Annotated in this window: 16 protein-coding genes, 1 tRNA gene, 1 pseudogene and 1 riboswitch; of the genes and pseudogenes, 12 read left to right on the top strand and 6 right to left on the bottom strand. The window is 60.1% G+C overall.

Going from position 1 to position 17330, the window contains the following annotated elements; all coding sequences use genetic code 11:
* Nucleotides 1-44: 44 nt before the first annotated feature.
* The 5 genes and pseudogenes from DWA01_RS05140 to DWA01_RS05125 all read left to right on the top strand — a co-directional run bounded on the left by DWA01_RS05140 (nucleotide 45) and on the right by DWA01_RS05125 (nucleotide 3405).
* Nucleotides 45-121, top strand: a tRNA-Met gene (locus DWA01_RS05140).
* A gap of 224 nt (nucleotides 122-345) precedes the next feature.
* A pseudogene (locus DWA01_RS23430) lies at nucleotides 346-630 on the top strand (integrase core domain-containing protein); the annotation flags it as partial.
* A 387-nt stretch (nucleotides 631-1017) separates the two neighbouring features.
* Complete coding sequence (locus DWA01_RS05135) at nucleotides 1018-1596, top strand: TetR/AcrR family transcriptional regulator (protein ID WP_114284722.1); 579 nt, start codon at nucleotides 1018-1020, stop codon at nucleotides 1594-1596.
* A 60-nt stretch (nucleotides 1597-1656) separates the two neighbouring features.
* Nucleotides 1657-2694: an NADP-dependent oxidoreductase gene (locus tag DWA01_RS05130; RefSeq protein ID WP_114284720.1), complete on the top strand. Its 1038-nt coding sequence runs from the start codon at nucleotides 1657-1659 to the stop codon at nucleotides 2692-2694.
* Between the two features lie 33 nt (nucleotides 2695-2727).
* Nucleotides 2728-3405, top strand: a complete 678-nt coding sequence (locus DWA01_RS05125; RefSeq protein ID WP_114284718.1) for a type 1 glutamine amidotransferase domain-containing protein — start codon at nucleotides 2728-2730, stop codon at nucleotides 3403-3405.
* Between the two features lie 73 nt (nucleotides 3406-3478).
* On the opposite strand, the gene DWA01_RS05120 is transcribed toward DWA01_RS05125, so the two are convergent.
* Nucleotides 3479-3940 carry an Lrp/AsnC family transcriptional regulator gene (locus tag DWA01_RS05120; RefSeq protein WP_114284726.1) on the bottom strand — a complete coding sequence of 154 codons (462 nt, stop codon included), beginning with the start codon at nucleotides 3938-3940 and terminating at the stop codon, nucleotides 3479-3481.
* A gap of 157 nt (nucleotides 3941-4097) precedes the next feature.
* Between DWA01_RS05120 and DWA01_RS05115 the strand changes: the two genes are divergently transcribed.
* Entirely contained in the window at nucleotides 4098-5111 is a 1014-nt protein-coding gene (locus DWA01_RS05115) for a 1-aminocyclopropane-1-carboxylate deaminase (protein WP_235008427.1), read from the top strand.
* Nucleotides 5112-5262: 151 nt separating this feature from the next.
* On the opposite strand, the gene DWA01_RS05110 is transcribed toward DWA01_RS05115, so the two are convergent.
* Nucleotides 5263-5787: a putative pterin-binding protein gene (locus DWA01_RS05110; protein WP_235008426.1), complete on the bottom strand. Its 525-nt coding sequence runs from the start codon at nucleotides 5785-5787 to the stop codon at nucleotides 5263-5265.
* Nucleotides 5788-6021: 234 nt separating this feature from the next.
* On the opposite strand from DWA01_RS05110, the gene DWA01_RS05105 reads away from it, so the two are divergent.
* The 4 genes from DWA01_RS05105 (at nucleotide 6022) to DWA01_RS05090 (ending at nucleotide 9987) form a co-directional block, all read left to right on the top strand.
* Entirely contained in the window at nucleotides 6022-7098 is a 1077-nt protein-coding gene (locus DWA01_RS05105; protein ID WP_114284714.1) for an extracellular solute-binding protein, read from the top strand.
* A 73-nt stretch (nucleotides 7099-7171) separates the two neighbouring features.
* Nucleotides 7172-8269 (top strand): ABC transporter ATP-binding protein, encoded by a 1098-nt coding sequence (locus DWA01_RS05100; RefSeq protein WP_114284712.1) that lies wholly within the window; start codon nucleotides 7172-7174, stop codon nucleotides 8267-8269.
* Nucleotides 8269-9126 (top strand): ABC transporter permease, encoded by an 858-nt coding sequence (locus tag DWA01_RS05095; RefSeq protein ID WP_114284711.1) that lies wholly within the window; start codon nucleotides 8269-8271, stop codon nucleotides 9124-9126. Before DWA01_RS05100 ends, DWA01_RS05095 begins: the two co-directional genes overlap by 1 nt.
* 9 nt (nucleotides 9127-9135) lie before the next feature.
* Nucleotides 9136-9987, top strand: a complete 852-nt coding sequence (locus DWA01_RS05090; RefSeq protein ID WP_114284710.1) for an ABC transporter permease — start codon at nucleotides 9136-9138, stop codon at nucleotides 9985-9987.
* A gap of 126 nt (nucleotides 9988-10113) precedes the next feature.
* Here DWA01_RS05090 and DWA01_RS05085 read toward each other — a convergent pair whose 3' ends face one another.
* The 3 genes from DWA01_RS05085 to DWA01_RS05075 all read right to left on the bottom strand — a co-directional run bounded on the left by DWA01_RS05085 (nucleotide 10114) and on the right by DWA01_RS05075 (nucleotide 13292).
* A complete protein-coding gene (locus DWA01_RS05085; RefSeq protein WP_114284709.1) occupies nucleotides 10114-11052 on the bottom strand; it encodes a DMT family transporter in 939 nt (312 codons plus the stop codon).
* 174 nt (nucleotides 11053-11226) lie between these two features.
* Nucleotides 11227-12336 (bottom strand): 3-isopropylmalate dehydrogenase, encoded by a 1110-nt coding sequence (leuB, locus tag DWA01_RS05080; protein WP_114284708.1) that lies wholly within the window; start codon nucleotides 12334-12336, stop codon nucleotides 11227-11229.
* A gap of 59 nt (nucleotides 12337-12395) precedes the next feature.
* Entirely contained in the window at nucleotides 12396-13292 is an 897-nt protein-coding gene (locus tag DWA01_RS05075) for a LysR family transcriptional regulator (RefSeq protein ID WP_114284707.1), read from the bottom strand.
* Between the two features lie 98 nt (nucleotides 13293-13390).
* Between DWA01_RS05075 and DWA01_RS05070 the strand changes: the two genes are divergently transcribed.
* Together DWA01_RS05070 and DWA01_RS05065 are read left to right on the top strand one after the other, a co-directional pair.
* Nucleotides 13391-14413, top strand: coding sequence for an NAD-dependent epimerase/dehydratase family protein (locus tag DWA01_RS05070; RefSeq protein ID WP_114284706.1), 1023 nt, complete (start codon nucleotides 13391-13393; stop codon nucleotides 14411-14413).
* A gap of 421 nt (nucleotides 14414-14834) precedes the next feature.
* The gene (locus tag DWA01_RS05065; RefSeq protein ID WP_114284705.1) at nucleotides 14835-16082 is read left to right on the top strand and encodes an NAD(P)/FAD-dependent oxidoreductase; all 1248 of its coding nucleotides are present in this window, start codon (nucleotides 14835-14837) and stop codon (nucleotides 16080-16082) included.
* Between the two features lie 366 nt (nucleotides 16083-16448).
* Here the strand turns inward: DWA01_RS05065 and DWA01_RS05060 are convergent, their stop codons facing one another.
* Complete coding sequence (locus DWA01_RS05060) at nucleotides 16449-16841, bottom strand: DUF1636 family protein (protein WP_114284704.1); 393 nt, start codon at nucleotides 16839-16841, stop codon at nucleotides 16449-16451.
* Between the two features lie 94 nt (nucleotides 16842-16935).
* Nucleotides 16936-17157, bottom strand: a riboswitch (cobalamin riboswitch).
* Nucleotides 17158-17330 lie beyond the last annotated feature (173 nt).

Genomic DNA, 17330 nt, shown 5'->3' with positions numbered 1-17330 from the left:
AAAAGATATCAATAATCTCTCAAACGATAACAATACCACCCTGTCGCGGGATGGAGCAGCCCGGTAGCTCGTCAGGCTCATAACCTGAAGGTCGCAGGTTCAAATCCTGCTCCCGCAACCAATACTTTCATATACATATCAAAGCGTTACCAGCCACCCTCGGGTGGCTTTTTGCGTTGCGCCGTCGCCACTGGAAACACTGTGGAAGCAATTGAAACGCATAAACCGGTGTGGCGGATGCACAACGGCGGCAATTCACCTCCTTCGCCTGGGCGGATCGGCTGCGGCGGTCAAACGTCCGCATCTCCCCTCTCATGCATGTAAACATGCACTGCCGGGCAGTGAATGGACGGTAAGGGCCGCTTTGTCGACAATATCTTCCCTGACGGTGATAGTTCCAATCACCTGACGTCAGTGATTGAGCGTCTTTGGCGTTCCATGAAATACGAGTGTGTTTACCTGCATGCCTGCGAAAGCGGACCCGAGGTGAAAGCTGACATCTGAAAATGGATGGAGTTCTATAATTGTAAGCGCCCTCACTCCGCGCTTGGCAGCAAACCACCAGCCGTGGTCTGTTGGCTGAGAAATGAAACAACCAAACCCGGTCAGCAGGTGCAGAACGTAGTTTAAGTTACGCCAGATACTGTCCAGCAATTGGGGAGTAGCTCATGCTACGTGCAGCACTGCATTACCCCAGTTTGGGAATATATATGCTCTAAGTTGAAAAATATCGTCGGAATTCCTGGTGCCACGGCGACCAACACCGCGATTCTACGAGCGAGTTCGGTTTTTCTTCTCCGGTCCATGTTTAGCAAGGTACTTTTAGCCCAAGTCCCAAAACTGTTTCTGCACAACCGTACGCAAACGGTCACGCAGTGGTAGTCAATTCCTTCGAACTCTGCATGTCCAGGCTTTTGAAAGTTGGGGGGAGGCAGGCGCCAGCAGTTCTGCCAGTCGGGTGAAACTTTTTTTCGCACAGCTCTAGACGATCGGTCTAGTCCAGCCCATATAGGCTGTATGAGCGATACACGCACCCATATTCTGGCGACCGGCCGGCGGCTTACCGCAGAGCGCGGCTATACCGCAGTAGGCCTCGCTGAACTGCTGAAAACCGCTTCAGTGCCCAAAGGGTCGTTCTACCACTATTTCGCCTCGAAAGAGGATTACGGCTGTGCCCTGCTGAAGGCGTTTGTTCACAGTTACAAAGGCGAGTTGGGCCATACGCTGGACAACAGCGCGCTGGATGCACGGGCGCGGCTACTGGCCTACTTTGCCCGCTGGCAGCAAAACCAGACCAGCCCGCAGCCGGAGGACCGCTGCCTGGTGGTCAAACTAAGCGCTGAGATTGCCGACCTGTCCCCGGACATGCGCGCCATTTTGCAGCAGGGTGTTGCCGCGATTGTGGAACGGCTGGCTGGGACCCTGAGGGCAGGTGCGGCGGATGGCAGTATTGCGCCGCTGCAAGACAACGACGTCCTTGCTGTGACCCTGTATCAGATCTGGCTGGGCGCCAGCCTGATGGCCAGCCTGTCGCGCGATGAGGAGCCGTTCCGCATCGCGATGCAGCAGACCCGGGCGATGGTGTTGCCGGGCTAAAAATTTTACCCGCCACTAGACGATCGGTCTAACGGCTATGATTCATGATGGAGAATTACGATGGCTCAAACAGAGAGTGTGAACCGCAGCCTGGTGCTGGCTGAGCGGCCGCAGGGCGCGCCGGACAAAAACACCATGCGGCTGGAAACCGGTGCGGTGCCGGTGCCGGGTGCTGGCGAGATGCTGCTGCGCACAGAATACCTGTCGCTGGATCCCTATATGCGCGGCCGGATGAGCGCCGCCCCGTCTTATGCGCCGCCGGTGGAAATCGGTGCTGTGATGGTTGGGGGCACCGTGTCCGAGGTGATCAGCTCAAATCTGGACGGGTTTGTGCCGGGCGACCAAGTGCTCAGCTTTAACGGCTGGCAGGACTACGCGCTCTCAGACGGCGCCGGGGTGACCCCGCTGGGCCGCAATCCTGAAAACGCGTCCTGGGCGCTTGGCATCATGGGCATGCCTGGTTTTACCGCCTGGGCGGGTCTGACCAAAATCGGTCTGCCAAAAGCGGGCGAGACCCTGGTCGTGGCCGCGGCCACCGGGCCGGTTGGCGCCACCGTCGGGCAGATTGGCAAGATCCTCGGCTGTCACGTGGTCGGTATTGCCGGCGGCGCGGAGAAATGCGCCTTTGCTGTCGACACGCTGGGCTTTGACGTCTGCATCGACCACAAAGCCGATGATTTTGCAGCGCAGTTGCAGGCGGCGGTGCCGGATGGCATCGACATCTATTACGAGAATGTCGGTGGCAAGGTGTTTGACGCGGTGTTGCCGCTCTTGAACAAAAACGCCCGGGTGCCGGTCTGTGGTCTGGTGTCGCAATATAACGCGACAAAACTGCCCGACGGGCCGGACCGGATGAACATGCTGATGGGCGTGCTGCTGCGCAAACAGATCACCATGCGCGGCTTCATCATCTTTGAAGATTTTGCGCCACTCTACCCGGAATTCGCCGCCATCATGACCGGCTGGATCAAAGAGGGCAAAATCCAATACCGCGAAGAAATCATCGACGGTCTGGAAAATGCGCCGGACGCCTTTGGCGGCCTGCTCAAGGGCGAGAATTTTGGCAAACGCGTGATCCGCGTTGGCGCCACAAGCTGAACAAAACCATACAACTGACTGAGGAACACAAAGATGAACATTCTGATGGTACTGACCTCCCACGACGCACTGGGCGACACCGGGAAAAAGACCGGCTTCTGGCTGGAAGAATTCGCCGCGCCCTATTACCTGCTGCGCGATGCAGGGGCGACGATCACCCTGGCCTCACCAAAAGGTGGCCAGCCGCCACTGGACCCCGGCAGCGAAGGCGAGGATTTCCAAACCGATGCGACCCGTCGTTTCAATGACGATACTGACGCGCAGCAGGTGCTGGCCACCACGCGCATTCTGGCTGAGATTGACGCCTCTGCGTTTGACGGCGTGTTTTACCCCGGCGGCCATGGCCCGCTGTGGGATCTGGCTGAAGACGGCGACAGCAAAGCTCTGATCGAAGCTTTTGCCGCCGCTGACCGCCCTGTTGCTGCGGTCTGTCATGCACCCGCCGTGTTCCGCCACACGCAGGGCGCTGACGGCAAGCCGCTGGTGTCTGGTCGCCGCGTCACCGCGTTTTCCAACTCGGAAGAAGCCGCTGTCGGCCTGACAGATGTGGTGCCTTTCCTGCTGGAAGACATGCTGGCAGCGAATGGCGCCACCTATGAGAAGGGCGACGACTGGGGCTCCTTTGTGGTGGTCGACGGCAAGCTGGTCACCGGGCAGAACCCGGGCTCCTCAGAAGCCACTGCTCAGGCTCTGCTGGACCTGCTGAAATAATTTGATGCTGGCGCCTCTGCTCTGCAGGGGCGTCAGTTCGTTATGCTGGGGGCTTTTTAGCGCCCAGCCCCGCTCAGAACGCGAGCGGATTGTTGTCGGTGACTTCTTTCATCACAAAGAACGTCCGGGTCTGCCGCACACCGGGCAGCGCAATCAGCCGTTTGCCGTGCAGCGCGTTGAAATCCTCCATGTCCTTCACCCGTATTTTCAGCAGGTAGTCGAAATCACCGGCGACCAGGTGGCAGGACAACACTGCGGGCAGCTTTTTGATGGCGCCTTCAAACTCGGCGAAACTTTCCGGCGTCGAGCGGTCCAGCACCACTCCAACCATCACCACCGCGCCGAGCCCCACCGCTTTGGGATTAATTTCCGCGTGAACCCCGGAGATAATACCCTGCTCAAACAGTCTTTGAGTACGCCGGTGGCAGGTGGCCGGGCTGACATTGACCTTTATTGCCAATTCCGCATTGCTCAGCCGACCGTCTGCTTGCAGCAGTTTCAGGATGCGCCGGTCGATTCGGTCGATGTCAGGCATGAAAGATCCTTCCAAGTATGGCGTCACAAAAGGAAGATAACTTATATTGTTCTCTTGATACAGTACCGAAGAATCAAAATCAGCGCCAAAACAGAGAGCACCTTTCACACCGTTTCCCCTAGCGTTCAGAGGCAACTTAGCTCTGGAGATCCTGCACATGCTGGAAAAATTTGAACGCTACCCGCTGACATTCGGCGTCACCCCGATTGAACACCTGCCGCGCCTGACCGAGGCCTGTGGTGGCAAAGTTGAGATCTACGCCAAACGCGAAGACTGTAATTCGGGGCTGGCGATGGGCGGCAACAAACTGCGAAAACTGGAATACATCATCCCGGATGCGATTGCGTCGGGCGCGGACACCCTGGTGTCGATCGGCGGGGTACAGTCCAACCACACCAGGATGGTGGCTGCCGCCGCTGCCAAAATTGGCATGAAATGCCGGCTGGTGCAGGAAAGCTGGGTGCCCCATCACGATGCCGTCTATGACCGGGTCGGCAATATCCTGATGACCCGGCTGATGGGGGCCGACAGCCGGCTGGTGGAGGACGGGTTTGACATTGGCATCCGCCAGAGCTGGGAAGAGGCGATGCAGTCGGTGCGCGACGAGGGCGGCGTGCCGTATGGCATCCCGGCCGGCGGCTCTGTGCATAAATACGGCGCGCTTGGCTATGTCGGTTTTGCCGAAGAACTGCGGGCACAAGAGGCGAAGCTGGGCTTTAAGTTCGACTATATCGTGGTCTGTGTGGTGACCGGATCGACCCAGGCTGGCATGGTGGTCGGCTTTAAGGCTGACGGCCGCGCTGACCGGGTGATTGGCATTGATGCCTCCGGCACCGTGCAGCAGACGCGGGACCAGGTCACCGACATTGCCCGTAAAACTGCGGCGCTGATCGGGCTGGGCCAGGAGATTACCGACGCGGACGTGCTTATCAACCCGGATTATGCCTACCCGGCTTACGGGGTGCCCAGCGCAGAAACCAACGCTGCGATCCGGCTGGCTGCACAGAGCGAGGCGATGATCACCGACCCGGTCTATGAGGGGAAATCAATGCAGGGCATGATTGATCTGATCGCCAAGGGGTTTTTCCCGGACGGGTCCCGGGTGCTCTACGCCCATCTCGGTGGTGCCCCGGCACTGAACGGTTACAGTTCGTATTATAAAGACGGCTGAGGGCCCATTCTGCTCCAGCCGCATGTTCACACCTCTCCCGCCGCAAAGGTGGGGGAGCTCAAATGGGATTATACGGGCCGGGCAGGGCAGGGCGAAGCAGAGCGGCGGCTGGTTTGGGCGGCAGGTCCGGGTGGTGAGCCAGGCCGCCAGATCAGTCGGACACTTCAATCCGGTCCAGCTGCCAGATGCTGCGGGTATAGGTCACTTCAGAGCGGTACTCCGCCTTCTGATCATACGGGTAAATCACCCACAACGGCCCCTTGCCGCGCACCGACATGGTATTGCCGTCGAGCAGGTAGGCAATGATCGGCCCGCCTTCGACCGCATCCGTGACCGGAATGCTGACGGTGTAGTCGTTAATGGCGCTGGCCAGAAGCGTACCGGTGCTGACTCCAAGTACATTGACCAGTTCCAGCAGCGAAACCCCTTTGAACCGCTGCACACCGTCGGTCCAGATGGTGGTGGTGGCAATTTCAGTCCCGTCGATGTCCTGGAGCATGGCCAGATCAAACTGCGCCGTATCGCCGGCATTGGTGGCATGGATATTCCCGGTGACCGTCAGGATCACTTCGCCCTGAGGAACCGCCAGCGGGCCGGCATCAGCGGCGCTCAGGCCAAAGGTCAGAAATGCAGAGGTCAGGGTTGCCCGGGCATAAAACATGAAACTGTAGGCCATAATTAACTCCGTTGTTCGGTCGCCATAAAGTTGCATATGCATCTGTATCTGTGAAGCCGGGCAGAGGAAGTAGTGCCCTATCACTTCGTATAGGTTCGTTCCGGACGGAATCGGCTCGAAAAAGAATTCGTTTATTTTCGATCAGGAAATTGACCCACTGAAAAAATCTCTTCATGGTGGCCGAAGATTCGGATTCAGACAGAATTACGGACGTTATTACCGGGAGTTAGATATATGGTTGACCAAAAGAATCTGAAGATTGCGGCCACTGCGGTTGCATTTTCAGTGGCTGCACTGGCGCAGACGGCAAGTGCAGATACGCTGCGACTGCTGACCTGGGGCGGGTACGCGCCGGCAGACGTTGTTGAGCTGTTCGAAAAAGAATTCGACCACACGGTGAAAGTCACTAAGTCGAACAACGAAGAAATGGTCGCCAAACTGCGTGCAACCGGCGGTGGCGGTTTCGATCTGGCCCAACCAAGCCAGGACCGGATTGCCGGGCCACAGGCTGAATTTGGCATTTATAAGCCGATGGACCTGTCCAAAATTGACGGCGGTCAGTTTATCACCTCCATGCTGGAAGCAACCAAAGCCAACACCACCGTTGATGGCGACATTTACGGCGTTCCCCATGTCTGGGGCACCAGCGGCCTGGTGGTCGACACTGCCAAAGCGCCTTCGGTTCAGGATTACACCGATCTCTGCTCGGATGCTGTTGCCGGTAAAGTGTCTTATCGTCTGAAGCGCCCAACTCTGATCGGCTTTGCCTTTTCCATGGGTCTTGACCCGTTTGCCGCGTATGGCGACGAAGCCGCCTATGCCGATATCATGGGCCAGGTCGAAGCCAAGCTGATCGACTGTAAAGCCAATGTGAAAACTTACTGGGGCGGCGGCGATGAGCTGATGGGGCTTGTGCGGTCCGGCGAAGTTGTGGCCTCTATGGCCTGGGACACCGGCGGCTGGAAGCTGAATGCGGACAATGCCGATATCACCTTTGTCGCCCCTGCCGCCGGCGCTCTGGGCTGGATCGATACCTTCGTTCTGCCGGCCAAAGGCAAAGCAGATGACGCGGCCTATGACTGGATCAACTTTGTGATGCAGCCTGAGATCGCTGCGATGATCACTGCGGCTGCAGGCAACTTTACTGCGTCCCAGGGCGCGGATGCCTTTGCCTCTGACGAGCTGAAAGCCCGCTACCAGGCCAGCTTCTCGCCAGCCGCGGTGGACAACATCAAATGGTACCCACCGGTGCCTGCAGGTCTTGAAACCATCGAAGGTGGTGTTCTGGACCGGGTCAAAGCTGCGAAATAATCTTCGCTGAACCCCTGTTGCGGCGCCCGTTACGACGGGCGCTGCTTTTGCTTGCGTACACACTGGAACTCCTATGATACCCGATCTCGAATGTGTCGATCTGAAAAAACAGTTCGGCGAAACGACAGCTGTCGATAGCGTAAATTTCTCGGTGCCACCGGGATCGTTCTTTTCCATCCTCGGGCCATCAGGCTGTGGCAAAACCACGATCATGCGGATGATTGCAGGTTTTCTGGAGCCCAGCAGCGGCGACATTCAGATCAAGGGCAAATCGGTGCTGGACGTGGCACCCAACAAACGTCCTGTGAATATGGTGTTCCAGCATCTGGCGCTGTTCCCGATGATGACCATTGCCGGCAATATCGGTTATGGCCTGCGCCGCGCCGGATTGAACAAAGCCGAAATTGACCGCAAAGTCGGCGACGCGCTGGAGCGTATCGGCCTGCCGGGCATTGGCAACCGCAAGATTGACGAGCTGTCAGGCGGCCAGAAACAGCGTGTGGCGATTGCCCGCTGTATGGTGCTGGAGCCCGATGTGCTGCTGCTGGATGAGCCGCTTGGCGCGCTGGATCTGAAGCTGCGTGAACATATGAAAGTGGAGCTGAAAGCGCTGCAGACAGCCTTTGACACCACCTTTGTCTATATCACCCATGACCAGTCCGAAGCGCTGGTGATGTCGGATCAGATTGCGGTGATGAACCACGGCCAGTTTGAACAGATGGGCAGTGCGCGCGACCTGTATTACCGGCCCGAGACGCGTTTTGTTGCCGGTTTTGTCGGCGATTCCAACCGCTGGAGTGGCAAGGTGGAACGGGTTCAGGGCAGCGAAGTGGAACTGCGCACCGAGCGTGGCATGCTGATCCGCGGCAACAGCCACGGCCGCAGCCTCGCAGTCGGCGATGCGGTGGACAGTTTTGTGCGTCCCGAAGCGATCGTTGTCGCCGGCAAAGCCAGCGATCTGGATCAGTTCGACACCCGGATTTCCGGCGAGGTCAGCAGCCTGCTGTTCAACGGCGCTGCCAGCCGCATTCTGGTGCGCGACGATCAGGGCGACGAGATCGAAGTCACCCTGCCTCAGTCAGGCGAATATGCTTCGCTCAGCCGGGGCGACGCGGTGCATATCGGCTGGTCGGGCGAGCAGAGCAACTGTTTTGCGGCGGAGGCCTCCTGATGCGCGCAGAGGCAAAACTTGGCCTGGCTCTGCTGCTGACACCGCTCTTGTTGTGGCTGTCACTGCTGATCATTATTCCCCATATCAACATGCTGTTCATCGCGCTGCGCGAACGGGTCGCGGTCGCAACCTATGAAACCAGCCCGGCGAACTTTCTGACCTTCTTTCGCGAACCGCTTTACATGTGGACCTTTGTGCGCACGGCACTGATGTCGGTGATGGCCACTGTGATCACCCTGGTGATCGCGTTTCCGGTGTCCTATTACATCGCTAAAATCGCCAAAGGACGGCGCAAATCTGGCCTGTTCCTGCTCTGCCTGGTGCCGTTCTGGGTGTCGGAACTGGTGCGTACATTCGGCTGGATGATCCTGCTGCGCGAAACCGGTGTGGTCTCCAACGTGCTGCAGTACCTCGGCCTGGTCCAGGGTCCGGTTGAGATGCTGTACAATGACGCGGCGATCATGGTCGGGCTGGTCTACACCTCAATGCTGTTCATGGTGGTGCCTTTGGTGACCACGATGGAAAGCCTTGATGATGCGGTGATTGAAGCCGGTTATGATCTCGGCGGCAGCGGTCCCAGCATCCTGCGCGAGATTATCATCCCCCATGCCACCCCGGGCATCGTTTCGGGCAGCATCGTGGTGTTCATGCTGAGTCTGGGCAACTACCTGACCCCGACCATGCTGGGCGGCAAAGAAAGCCTGTGGTTTACCGAGCTGATCTATTCCCAGTTCATCGTACGCTTTAACTGGGAACTGGGCGCGGCCTTTGGCTTCATGCTTTTGATCCTGTCCTCGGTGATTGTATGGGGCATGTTGCGCCTGACCGGTCAGACGCTTGAAAAGACAATGGGATAGGGCGCTGTTATGATACCAACAATTCCACAATCGCGCTTTGTGCGCCGCACCTATAACGCCTATATCGCGTTATTTTTCATCTACCTGGGCCTGCCCTTGCTGGTGGTGGCGGTGTTTGCCTTTAACGACGGGCAATTCCCCTCGCTGCCCTGGGAAGGCTTCACGCTGAACTGGTTCTTTGGCGCAGAGAGGCCGATGATTGGCGTGTTCAACGAACGCTCAATCCTCAGCGCCATAGGCACCTCGGTCTTTGTCGGGCTGAGCGTCTCGGCGCTGTCCGTTGCCGTGGGCCTGTCCAACGCTTTCCTGTTCAACCGGTACCAGTTCCGTGGCCGTGGTATTTTTTACGTGCTGATGCTGCTGCCGCTGGTGGTGCCGGGCATCGTGCTGGGGATTTCGATCCTGGTGTTTTCCAGCACCGCGGCCAATGCGGTCTGGGATGCGGTGAAATGGGACATTGAGGTGCTGCGCCCCGGTCTGGTGCTGGTGGTGCTGGGACAGTTCTCCTTTATCACCACCATCGCCACCCTGGTGATTTCAGCGCGGTTGCAGAAGTTTGACCGCACGCTGGAAGATGCAGCGCTCAATCTCGGCGCCACCCGGCTGACCGCGATCCGCACCATCACCATCCCCTATCTGAGCTCAGCCCTGATCGGCGCCTTTGTGGTGGCCTTCCTGATGAGCTTTGAAAACTTCAACACCACGCTGATGCTGGTGGGCTCAGACGCGCCCCTGACTATTGCGATGTTTGACCGGCTGAAAGAGGGCTCAACGCCGCTGCTGAACGCGGTCTCGCTGCTCTTGATGGTCGGCTCCAGCCTGTTGGCGCTGGCGATGCTGTCGTTTCAGCGCAAAGACTGACGCGCTCCGGCACTCAGCTGTAAAACTAAAACCGCCCGCGCCAGATGGCAGCGGGCGGTTTCTCTTTTGGGGTCCGGGTTTGCATCGGCCGGTACTGCCGGCTGGGCGGCGGCCCCTCCAGCGTGTTCAGGGTTTGCGCCGCAGAGTCTGCGAAATGCGAAAAGAGCCGGGTGCATAGCTGCGGCTGCGGGTGCGCAGCACCGGCGTGTGTTCTGATTTGCCACCAAGGGCTTCGCGCAAGACGATATAAAGCCCGCTGGCGATAACGATACCGGCCCCGATCATGGTCGCCTGGTCGAGGTTTTCGCCAAACAGGAAAAACCCATAGAGCGCCGCCCAGACGATCTGGGAATATTGCATTGGTGCCACCACCGCAGCCTCGCCACTGGTATAAGCAAACACCAGGCAGAGCGCCGCGACAAAACCAAACACAGCGACGACGGCCATGGCACCCAGATCAAACACCGGCATCGGCACATAGACAAAGGGCAGTGCCACGCCCATGACGAGGAATGTGGCCCCCAGCGGGTAGAGCATCATCACCACCCGGCGTTCCTCGCGGCCAATCTTACGCACGATGATGGACTGGGTCGCATTGGCCAGCGCCGCGATCAGCGCCGCCAGGTGGCCCAGGCTGAGCTCACTGCTGCCTGGGCGCAGCACCACCATCACCCCGGCCAGCCCGATGAGGATCGCCAGCGCCCGGTGCAATCCGACCTTTTCGCCCAGCACCGGTATTGACAGCAGGGTGATCAGCAGCGGTGAGGCAAACAGGATGGCATAGGTCTGCGCCAGCGGCAGCACGGAGAAGGCGTAAAAAGCGCCGGTGGCCCCGGTGGCCATGGAGATCGACCGCAGCGCCAGCCACCAGGGGTGTACCGGGCGCAGATTGCCGGCGGTCGGGTCGCGCACCAGCATCAGCGTCACCAGCGGAAAGGACAGCAGGCTGGTGAAAAAGATGATCTGAAACGGCGAATAGAGCGCGCCGAGATATTTCACCACCACGTCATGGGTTGAATAGATCGCAAATGCGAGCAGGGCGATGAGCACGGCTTTTAAGTTCATCACAGGGCCTTTCGTGCGGGGTGTTACGGGTGTCTGGCAGGTGTCGTGGCGCGCGGCTGCGGATGTTTGCGCTCACATCAGCATATAATTGCGACAATGGGATGAAAACAGCAATCCGGCAATGAAAAAGGGCGCGCCAGTGATGGCACGCCCTTCGAAAATTACAGCCGTGGTTTACAGGCTGGCGTCCAGCGCCGCGATCACCGCATCGCCCATTTGCGAGGTGGAGACCGGCGAAGTGTCCCCGGCCGGCAGCAGATCCGCGGTGCGCACCCCATCGGCCAGCACTTTTTCAACGGCGGTTTCAAGACGCGTCGCCTCTTCACCCGCATCAAAGCTGTAGCGCAGCGCCATCGCAAAGCTGAGGATACAGGCACAGGGGTTGGCTTTGCCCTGACCGGTGATGTCCGGGGCGGAGCCGTGTACCGGCTCATACATCGCTTTGGGGCGGCCGTTTTCCATCGGCGCACCGAGCGACGCGGAGGGCAGCATACCCAGTGAACCGGTCAGCATCGCCGCACAGTCAGACAGGATGTCGCCAAACAGGTTGTCGGTGACGATGACGTCAAACTGTTTTGGCGCCCGTACCAGCTGCATAGCGCCATTGTCGGCATACATGTGGGACAGTTCGACCTCGGGGTATTCATTCTCATGCACCCAGATCACTTCTTCGCGCCACAGGATGCCGCTTTCCATCACATTGGCTTTTTCCATCGAACAGACGCGGTTGTTGCGCCGTTTCGCCAATTCAAAAGCGGCACGCGCCACGCGACGGATCTCGTCCGTTGTATAACGCTGGGTGTTGATGCCCACGCGCTGCCCATCGGGCAGATCGGAAATGCCACGGGGCTCACCGAAATAGGAGCCGGAGGTCAGCTCGCGCACGATCATAATATCCAGACCAGCAACGATGTCTTTTTTCAACGAGGAGAAATCAGCCAGCGCGTCAAAACACTGCGCCGGGCGCAGGTTGGCAAACAGGTCCATTTCTTTGCGCAGACGCAGCAGGCCGCGCTCGGGTTTTACCGAAAAATCCAGCACGTCATATTTGGGACCACCGACCGCACCCAGCAGAACCGCGTCCACTTCCTGGGCTTTGGCCATCGTGTCGTCATGCAGCGGTGTGCCATGGGCGTCATAAGCGGCGCCACCGACCAGATCTTCGCTGACATCAAAATTCAGACCGCGTTTGTCGCCAAACCAGGTGATAATTTTTTTCACTTCTTCCATGACTTCAGCACCAATGCCGTCACCGGGAAGAATAAGAAGGGATGGATTGCTCATGTCGCCGCTGTCCTTGTAAAAAAGCCGTTGCTTTCGGGTAACGATTTGAACCCGCTGCGTCAAGAAACGCGGGCAGTTAATGCGCGCACCAGATGATCCCACACCGCCCTTATGCGCGGAGCGGTATGCAGCGCCTGAGGCGCGGTCAGCCACATCGGCAGATCCGGCAGCTCCAGCGCCAGGTCCAGCCGCAGCATATCCGGGTCGCCATCGGCAATAATATCCATCGAAGCGCCGATACCGCACCCGGCACGGATCAGCTGCCAGAAGGCCAGCTGATCGTCACAGCGGGTGGTGAAAAAGTCGCGCTCCACCGGCAGGCCCATCTCATTCATCGTGCGCAGGATCATCTCGTCGCGGTCGTAACCGACAAAATCCAGCGCCATGAAATCAGCGATAGATTTGGGCAGCGGGCGGCTGTCGAAATAGGAGCGCGTGCCATAGATCGACATCGGCAGGTCAGCAATATGGCGGGCGATCAGATCCGGCTGTGTCGGACGAAACATTCGGATGGCGATATCGGCGTCGCGGAACAACAGGTTTTCACTGATGTTTGACGGCACAAGATCGATGCTGATTTCCGGCCGGGCCTCGCGCAATTCTTTGATGATCGGCGGCAGCAGATAGAAGCTGACAACAGAACTGGCGGTGATGCGCACCGTGCCGCTCAGATCTCCGGACTGACCCTCGGCCACCAGCGACAGTTGCGCCGCCGCGTCGGCCATCTGCTCGGCATAACGCAGCAGAGAATGCCCGGATTTGGTGAGGACAAAACCCCGACTCTGACGGGTGAACAGCTCCATGCCCAGGCTGACTTCGAGGCTTTTGATATGGCGGCCAATGGTGGGTTGGCTGTGCCCGAGCGCGCGGGCGGCAGCAGAAAGAGAACCGTGACGCGCCACAGCCGCAAAGCTTTGCAGCAGCGTCCAGTCGGGAGAGGTGGGGGGTATATCCATTCAATTATGAATAGCAGATCGCACATTTTGTGCAATTTTGTTGTGAGAGATTTGGCGGCAGACTGAGGGCCAATCGTCCACCGACCCGGAGAGCCCCCATGAGCAACAACGTAATTACTGCGCCAACCGACGCCGCCACTGATCCCACAGCGAACGCATCAGCCAGCATAGAAAACGGTACAGAAACCGGCACCGAAACTGGAACCGTGCTGATCCTCGGCGCCAGCGGCAAGATCGGTCACCACGCCTCCCGTGCTTTTGCTGCGGCGGGCTGGAAGGTGCGCCACTATGATCGTGCCGCTGGCGACATGAGTGCCGCAGCGCAGGGCGCGGATGTCATCGTCAACGGGCTGAACCCGCCCGCCTATCACAACTGGGCCGTGCTGATTCCACAGATCACAGCCCAGGTGATCGCGGCGGCAAAGGCCTCCGGCGCCACGGTGATCCTGCCCGGCAATGTCTATAATTTCGGCACCGCTCCCGGCCCCTGGTCGGAACAGACACCTCAGCGCCCAAACAGCAAAAAGGGCCGTATCAGGGTCGAAATGGAGCAGGCATACGCGGCCTCCGGCGTGCAGACCGTGGTGCTGCGCGCGGGTGATTTCATCGCGCCGGGCCATGATGATGTGATGTCACTGGTGCTGATGCGCAGCATCGCAAGCGGCAAGCTGACCAGCCCGGGAGATGCAGAGGCGATGCACGCGTTTTGTTATGTGCCGGACTGGGCGCGGGCGGCGGTGGATTTGATGGAAATGCGCCAGAGTCTGGGCCGGTTTGAAGACGTGCCCTTTCCCGGTCACAGCTTGTCAGTTTCGATCCTAATACAGGGTTTAGAGTCTGTTTTTGGCCGGAAACTGCGGCTTGTTGGCTTCCCCTGGTGGTTGATTTCACTGACCTCCCCGGTGTGGGAAATGGCGCGCGAACTGCGGGAAATGCGCTACCTGTGGTCGCTGCCACATCAGCTGTCGGGGGTGCGGATCGGACAGCTACTGCCGCAGTTCAAAACCACGCCGCTGCGTGAGGTTCTGTCGGCTTGCCTGCCGGAGGAGATGCGCCAGGCGGAGGGGCTTGCCCAGGATGCCGCCCCGCTCGCGACCGCCACGCAGCCTGGCCGCAGCTGAGCCCGGCGGGCGCGCCGGGTGGGTGTCGGAAGACCGCCAGAATATGTCCCCGATCTTTTGTGTGTCCGGATCTGACTTGGCCGCTGTGACCGCAATGGCTCGCGCTCGGATCTGAGGCACGGCCAGCCGCCAGACAGGCCGGGGTGGCCTCGCGTGCAGGATGCGCCGAAGGGAGGCGGTGCGCAGCGCCCCGGCCCGGGAATGGTCCCGTCTCTTGCCACCAGACGCTGCGCCGGGGCCGGTCCCGTTGTAGGCAGAAGCGGCCCCGGCACCGCCGGAAACCAACAGTTTCCGGCGCCCGGCACGGCGGTGGTATCGCAGCTATAGACGGCGGAAAATTTTATCCCTAACGTCGCGCTGAACGCTCTGTGCCCGGGGGATCCGGCGCAGACAAAACCGCCCGAACATTCAGGACAAAAGTATGACGCAGAGCTCCAGCGAAGTGACCGTAATTGGTGCCGGTGTAATTGGGTTGTCTGCGGCGCTGGCGCTGCAGGAACGCGGCTGTCAGGTGCGGGTGCTGGACCGCGAAGGTGTCGCCGCCGGCGCCTCCCGTGGTAATGCCGGCGGCTTTGCCTTCAGTGAGATCGTGCCGCTGTCGACCCCTGGCGTGATGCGCAAAGCACCGGGCTGGTTGCTGGATCCGCTGGGGCCGCTGTCGGTGCCGCCGGCCTATGCGTTGCAGATCGCGCCCTGGATGCTGCGCTTCTGGCGGGCCAGCTGGAAGGACCGCTACCACGCCTCAATGTCTGCACAGGCGGCGCTGATGGCCCTGTCACGTGACATGCTGATGGCGCGGATCAAAGATATCGGCGCCGAAGATATGCTGCGGCGCGAAGGGCAGCTGGTGCTCTATGAGGGTCGCGCCGAGTTCGAGGCCAGCCTGCCCGGCTGGGAGGTGCGCGCCGATCACGACATTGCCTTTTCCCTTCTGCGCAGCCCTGAGGAGATTGCCACCATTCAGCCCGGCATCAGCCCGCAGTTCGACCACGGCGCCTTTACCCCGGGCTGGTACAATATCTCTGACCCGGCGCTCTGGGTTGAACGGCTGGCGCAGGAGTTTTGTGCGCGGGGCGGAGAGATTGGTATCGCCAATGTGACCGGGCTGCAGCAGCAGGGTGAGCAGGTGATCCTGCGCAGTGATGGCGCCGATATTCTGACCGGGCGCGCGGTGATTTGTGCCGGGGCCTGGTCGCATCAACTGGCGCGCAGCCTTGGCCACCGCATCCCGCTGGAAGCCGAGCGCGGTTATAATACCACCCTGCCGGCGGGGGCGTTTGACCTGAAGACGCTGCTCACCTTTTCAGGGCACGGCTTTGTGGTGTCGCGCATCGGCGATGGCATCCGTGTCGGCGGCGCGGTTGAGTTTGGCGGGCTGAAACTGCCGCCCAATTACCAGCGTGCCAGAACCCTGCTGACCAAGGCGAAGAAATTTCTGCCGGCGCTGAAGACCGGGGGCGGCACGGAATGGATGGGCTGCCGGCCTTCGATGCCCGACAGTCTGCCAGTGATTGGCACGGTGGCGGGCAGTGACCGTATCACCTATGCGTTTGGCCACGGCCATCTTGGTCTGACCCAATCCGCCGGCACGGCGCGGCTGGTGGCGGATCTGATCAGCGGCGCGACGCCGGCGATTGATCTGCATCCGTTCCGGCAAGAGCGCTATTAGCAAACAGCGCACCGCTTTCGCGGCCGTGATGATCGGGGCTGTGATGAGGCCGGACATGTGCCCTCCCGGGGAGGGCGAAGACAGAGCCAAGAGGCGGATGCCGGGCCTCATCGCCCTGATCGACGGTCTCGTGCGGCAGACCGGGGTCACCCCGAAGCTGATTGAGGCACGCTTTGGCTTTGGTTTCGACATCCCGGCTGAGGTCGCAATTAAAAAGGGGGGGAGGGCCGCGCCCGCGCTGGCGCGGGCGCGGCCCGGTTCCGCCAGGCGCGGCGGTGACGTCGCATCTGACGGGCGTCACATCTGGCGGCGGTCGTGTCTCGCCGGCACGGCATCGGGCCGGCGCAGCGTCAGGCTGGCGCAGCGTCAGGCTGGCGCGATGGGGCTGTGGGCGGTGATGATCGTCGCAGCGGGCGTGGCTGGTGCGCGGGCGTCGCGGACCAGGGTTTCAATTTCCGTCTCTGCCGGAACATCGCCAAACAGCCAGGTCTGGCTGCGGCTGGCCCGCCAGGCCAGGGTGCAGGGGCGGCTGCAGGGCGGGGCACAGCTTTGCAGCCTGGTGGTGCCTTCGATCAGGAAATTCTCCTCCAGCGTGTCACCTGCGGCGGCCACTGCCATCTGCAGCCGGGCCAGAATCGCATATCCCGGGGCGCAGAAGCCGCCGCGGTGCGGGCATTCGGTACAAAGAATGATGCGCTGATCACTTTGGAATTTTCCGTTGTGAAACTGTGTGTTGCTGAAATGTGTTTGAGTTCCCATAACGCCCTCCGCGCGCTGGGCGGGGGCAGGCAGGACTGTCAGCTCTGTGGTACGGCTTCATCATCATTGCTCCTGCCGGACTCCCCGTCCGGGTTGAGTTTCAGTGACGATGGCAGGTCTCCTGACTTGCGGGTCAATGCGCGGCTGAACCTTCCCGAAACATGCTGCTTCAGTGGTGTTTCAGCGTTGCTCGCCGCTTACAGTTGCGGGGGCAGTCGCGGAGTTGCCCAAGTAGCAGGCGCACCGCGTTCCCTTTTCATCCCCAGTGACCACAACACAGGTGCTGCGGCCGGGAACCATCGCGTCATGGGTCACACGATTCCGCGCCCCGGGTCAAGCGCTTCGGGAGATGCCACACGTGGCAGTCGGACTGGCAGCGGGCGGTCGGGCCTGCCATCTGGCCTGAGGGGGCGGGATGGCGTTGCGCGGCGCACACCGGCGCACACCGGCGCGCGCCGGCCGGGCAGGGAGGGGCAAACAAGGACGGAC

Source organism: Candidatus Halocynthiibacter alkanivorans (assembly GCF_003333265.1).
In the GTDB taxonomy this organism is placed as follows: Bacteria; Pseudomonadota; Alphaproteobacteria; order Rhodobacterales; family Rhodobacteraceae; genus Halocyntiibacter_A; species Halocyntiibacter_A alkanivorans.
Note: the sequence above shows the minus strand (reverse complement) of the source record. Positions and strands in the feature narration are given on the sequence as shown.

Coding starts and splice junctions, on each gene's coding strand:
- DWA01_RS05135 (WP_114284722.1), top strand. CDS start 1,018: ATGAGCGATACACGCACCCATATTCTGGCGACCGGCCGGCGGCTTACC.
- DWA01_RS05130 (WP_114284720.1), top strand. CDS start 1,657: ATGGCTCAAACAGAGAGTGTGAACCGCAGCCTGGTGCTGGCTGAGCGG.
- DWA01_RS05125 (WP_114284718.1), top strand. CDS start 2,728: ATGAACATTCTGATGGTACTGACCTCCCACGACGCACTGGGCGACACC.
- DWA01_RS05120 (WP_114284726.1), bottom strand. CDS start 3,940: ATGCCTGACATCGACCGAATCGACCGGCGCATCCTGAAACTGCTGCAA.
- DWA01_RS05115 (WP_235008427.1), top strand. CDS start 4,098: ATGCTGGAAAAATTTGAACGCTACCCGCTGACATTCGGCGTCACCCCG.
- DWA01_RS05110 (WP_235008426.1), bottom strand. CDS start 5,787: ATGGCCTACAGTTTCATGTTTTATGCCCGGGCAACCCTGACCTCTGCA.
- DWA01_RS05105 (WP_114284714.1), top strand. CDS start 6,022: ATGGTTGACCAAAAGAATCTGAAGATTGCGGCCACTGCGGTTGCATTT.
- DWA01_RS05100 (WP_114284712.1), top strand. CDS start 7,172: ATGATACCCGATCTCGAATGTGTCGATCTGAAAAAACAGTTCGGCGAA.
- DWA01_RS05095 (WP_114284711.1), top strand. CDS start 8,269: ATGCGCGCAGAGGCAAAACTTGGCCTGGCTCTGCTGCTGACACCGCTC.
- DWA01_RS05090 (WP_114284710.1), top strand. CDS start 9,136: ATGATACCAACAATTCCACAATCGCGCTTTGTGCGCCGCACCTATAAC.
- DWA01_RS05085 (WP_114284709.1), bottom strand. CDS start 11,052: ATGAACTTAAAAGCCGTGCTCATCGCCCTGCTCGCATTTGCGATCTAT.
- leuB (WP_114284708.1), bottom strand. CDS start 12,336: ATGAGCAATCCATCCCTTCTTATTCTTCCCGGTGACGGCATTGGTGCT.
- DWA01_RS05075 (WP_114284707.1), bottom strand. CDS start 13,292: ATGGATATACCCCCCACCTCTCCCGACTGGACGCTGCTGCAAAGCTTT.
- DWA01_RS05070 (WP_114284706.1), top strand. CDS start 13,391: ATGAGCAACAACGTAATTACTGCGCCAACCGACGCCGCCACTGATCCC.
- DWA01_RS05065 (WP_114284705.1), top strand. CDS start 14,835: ATGACGCAGAGCTCCAGCGAAGTGACCGTAATTGGTGCCGGTGTAATT.
- DWA01_RS05060 (WP_114284704.1), bottom strand. CDS start 16,841: ATGGGAACTCAAACACATTTCAGCAACACACAGTTTCACAACGGAAAA.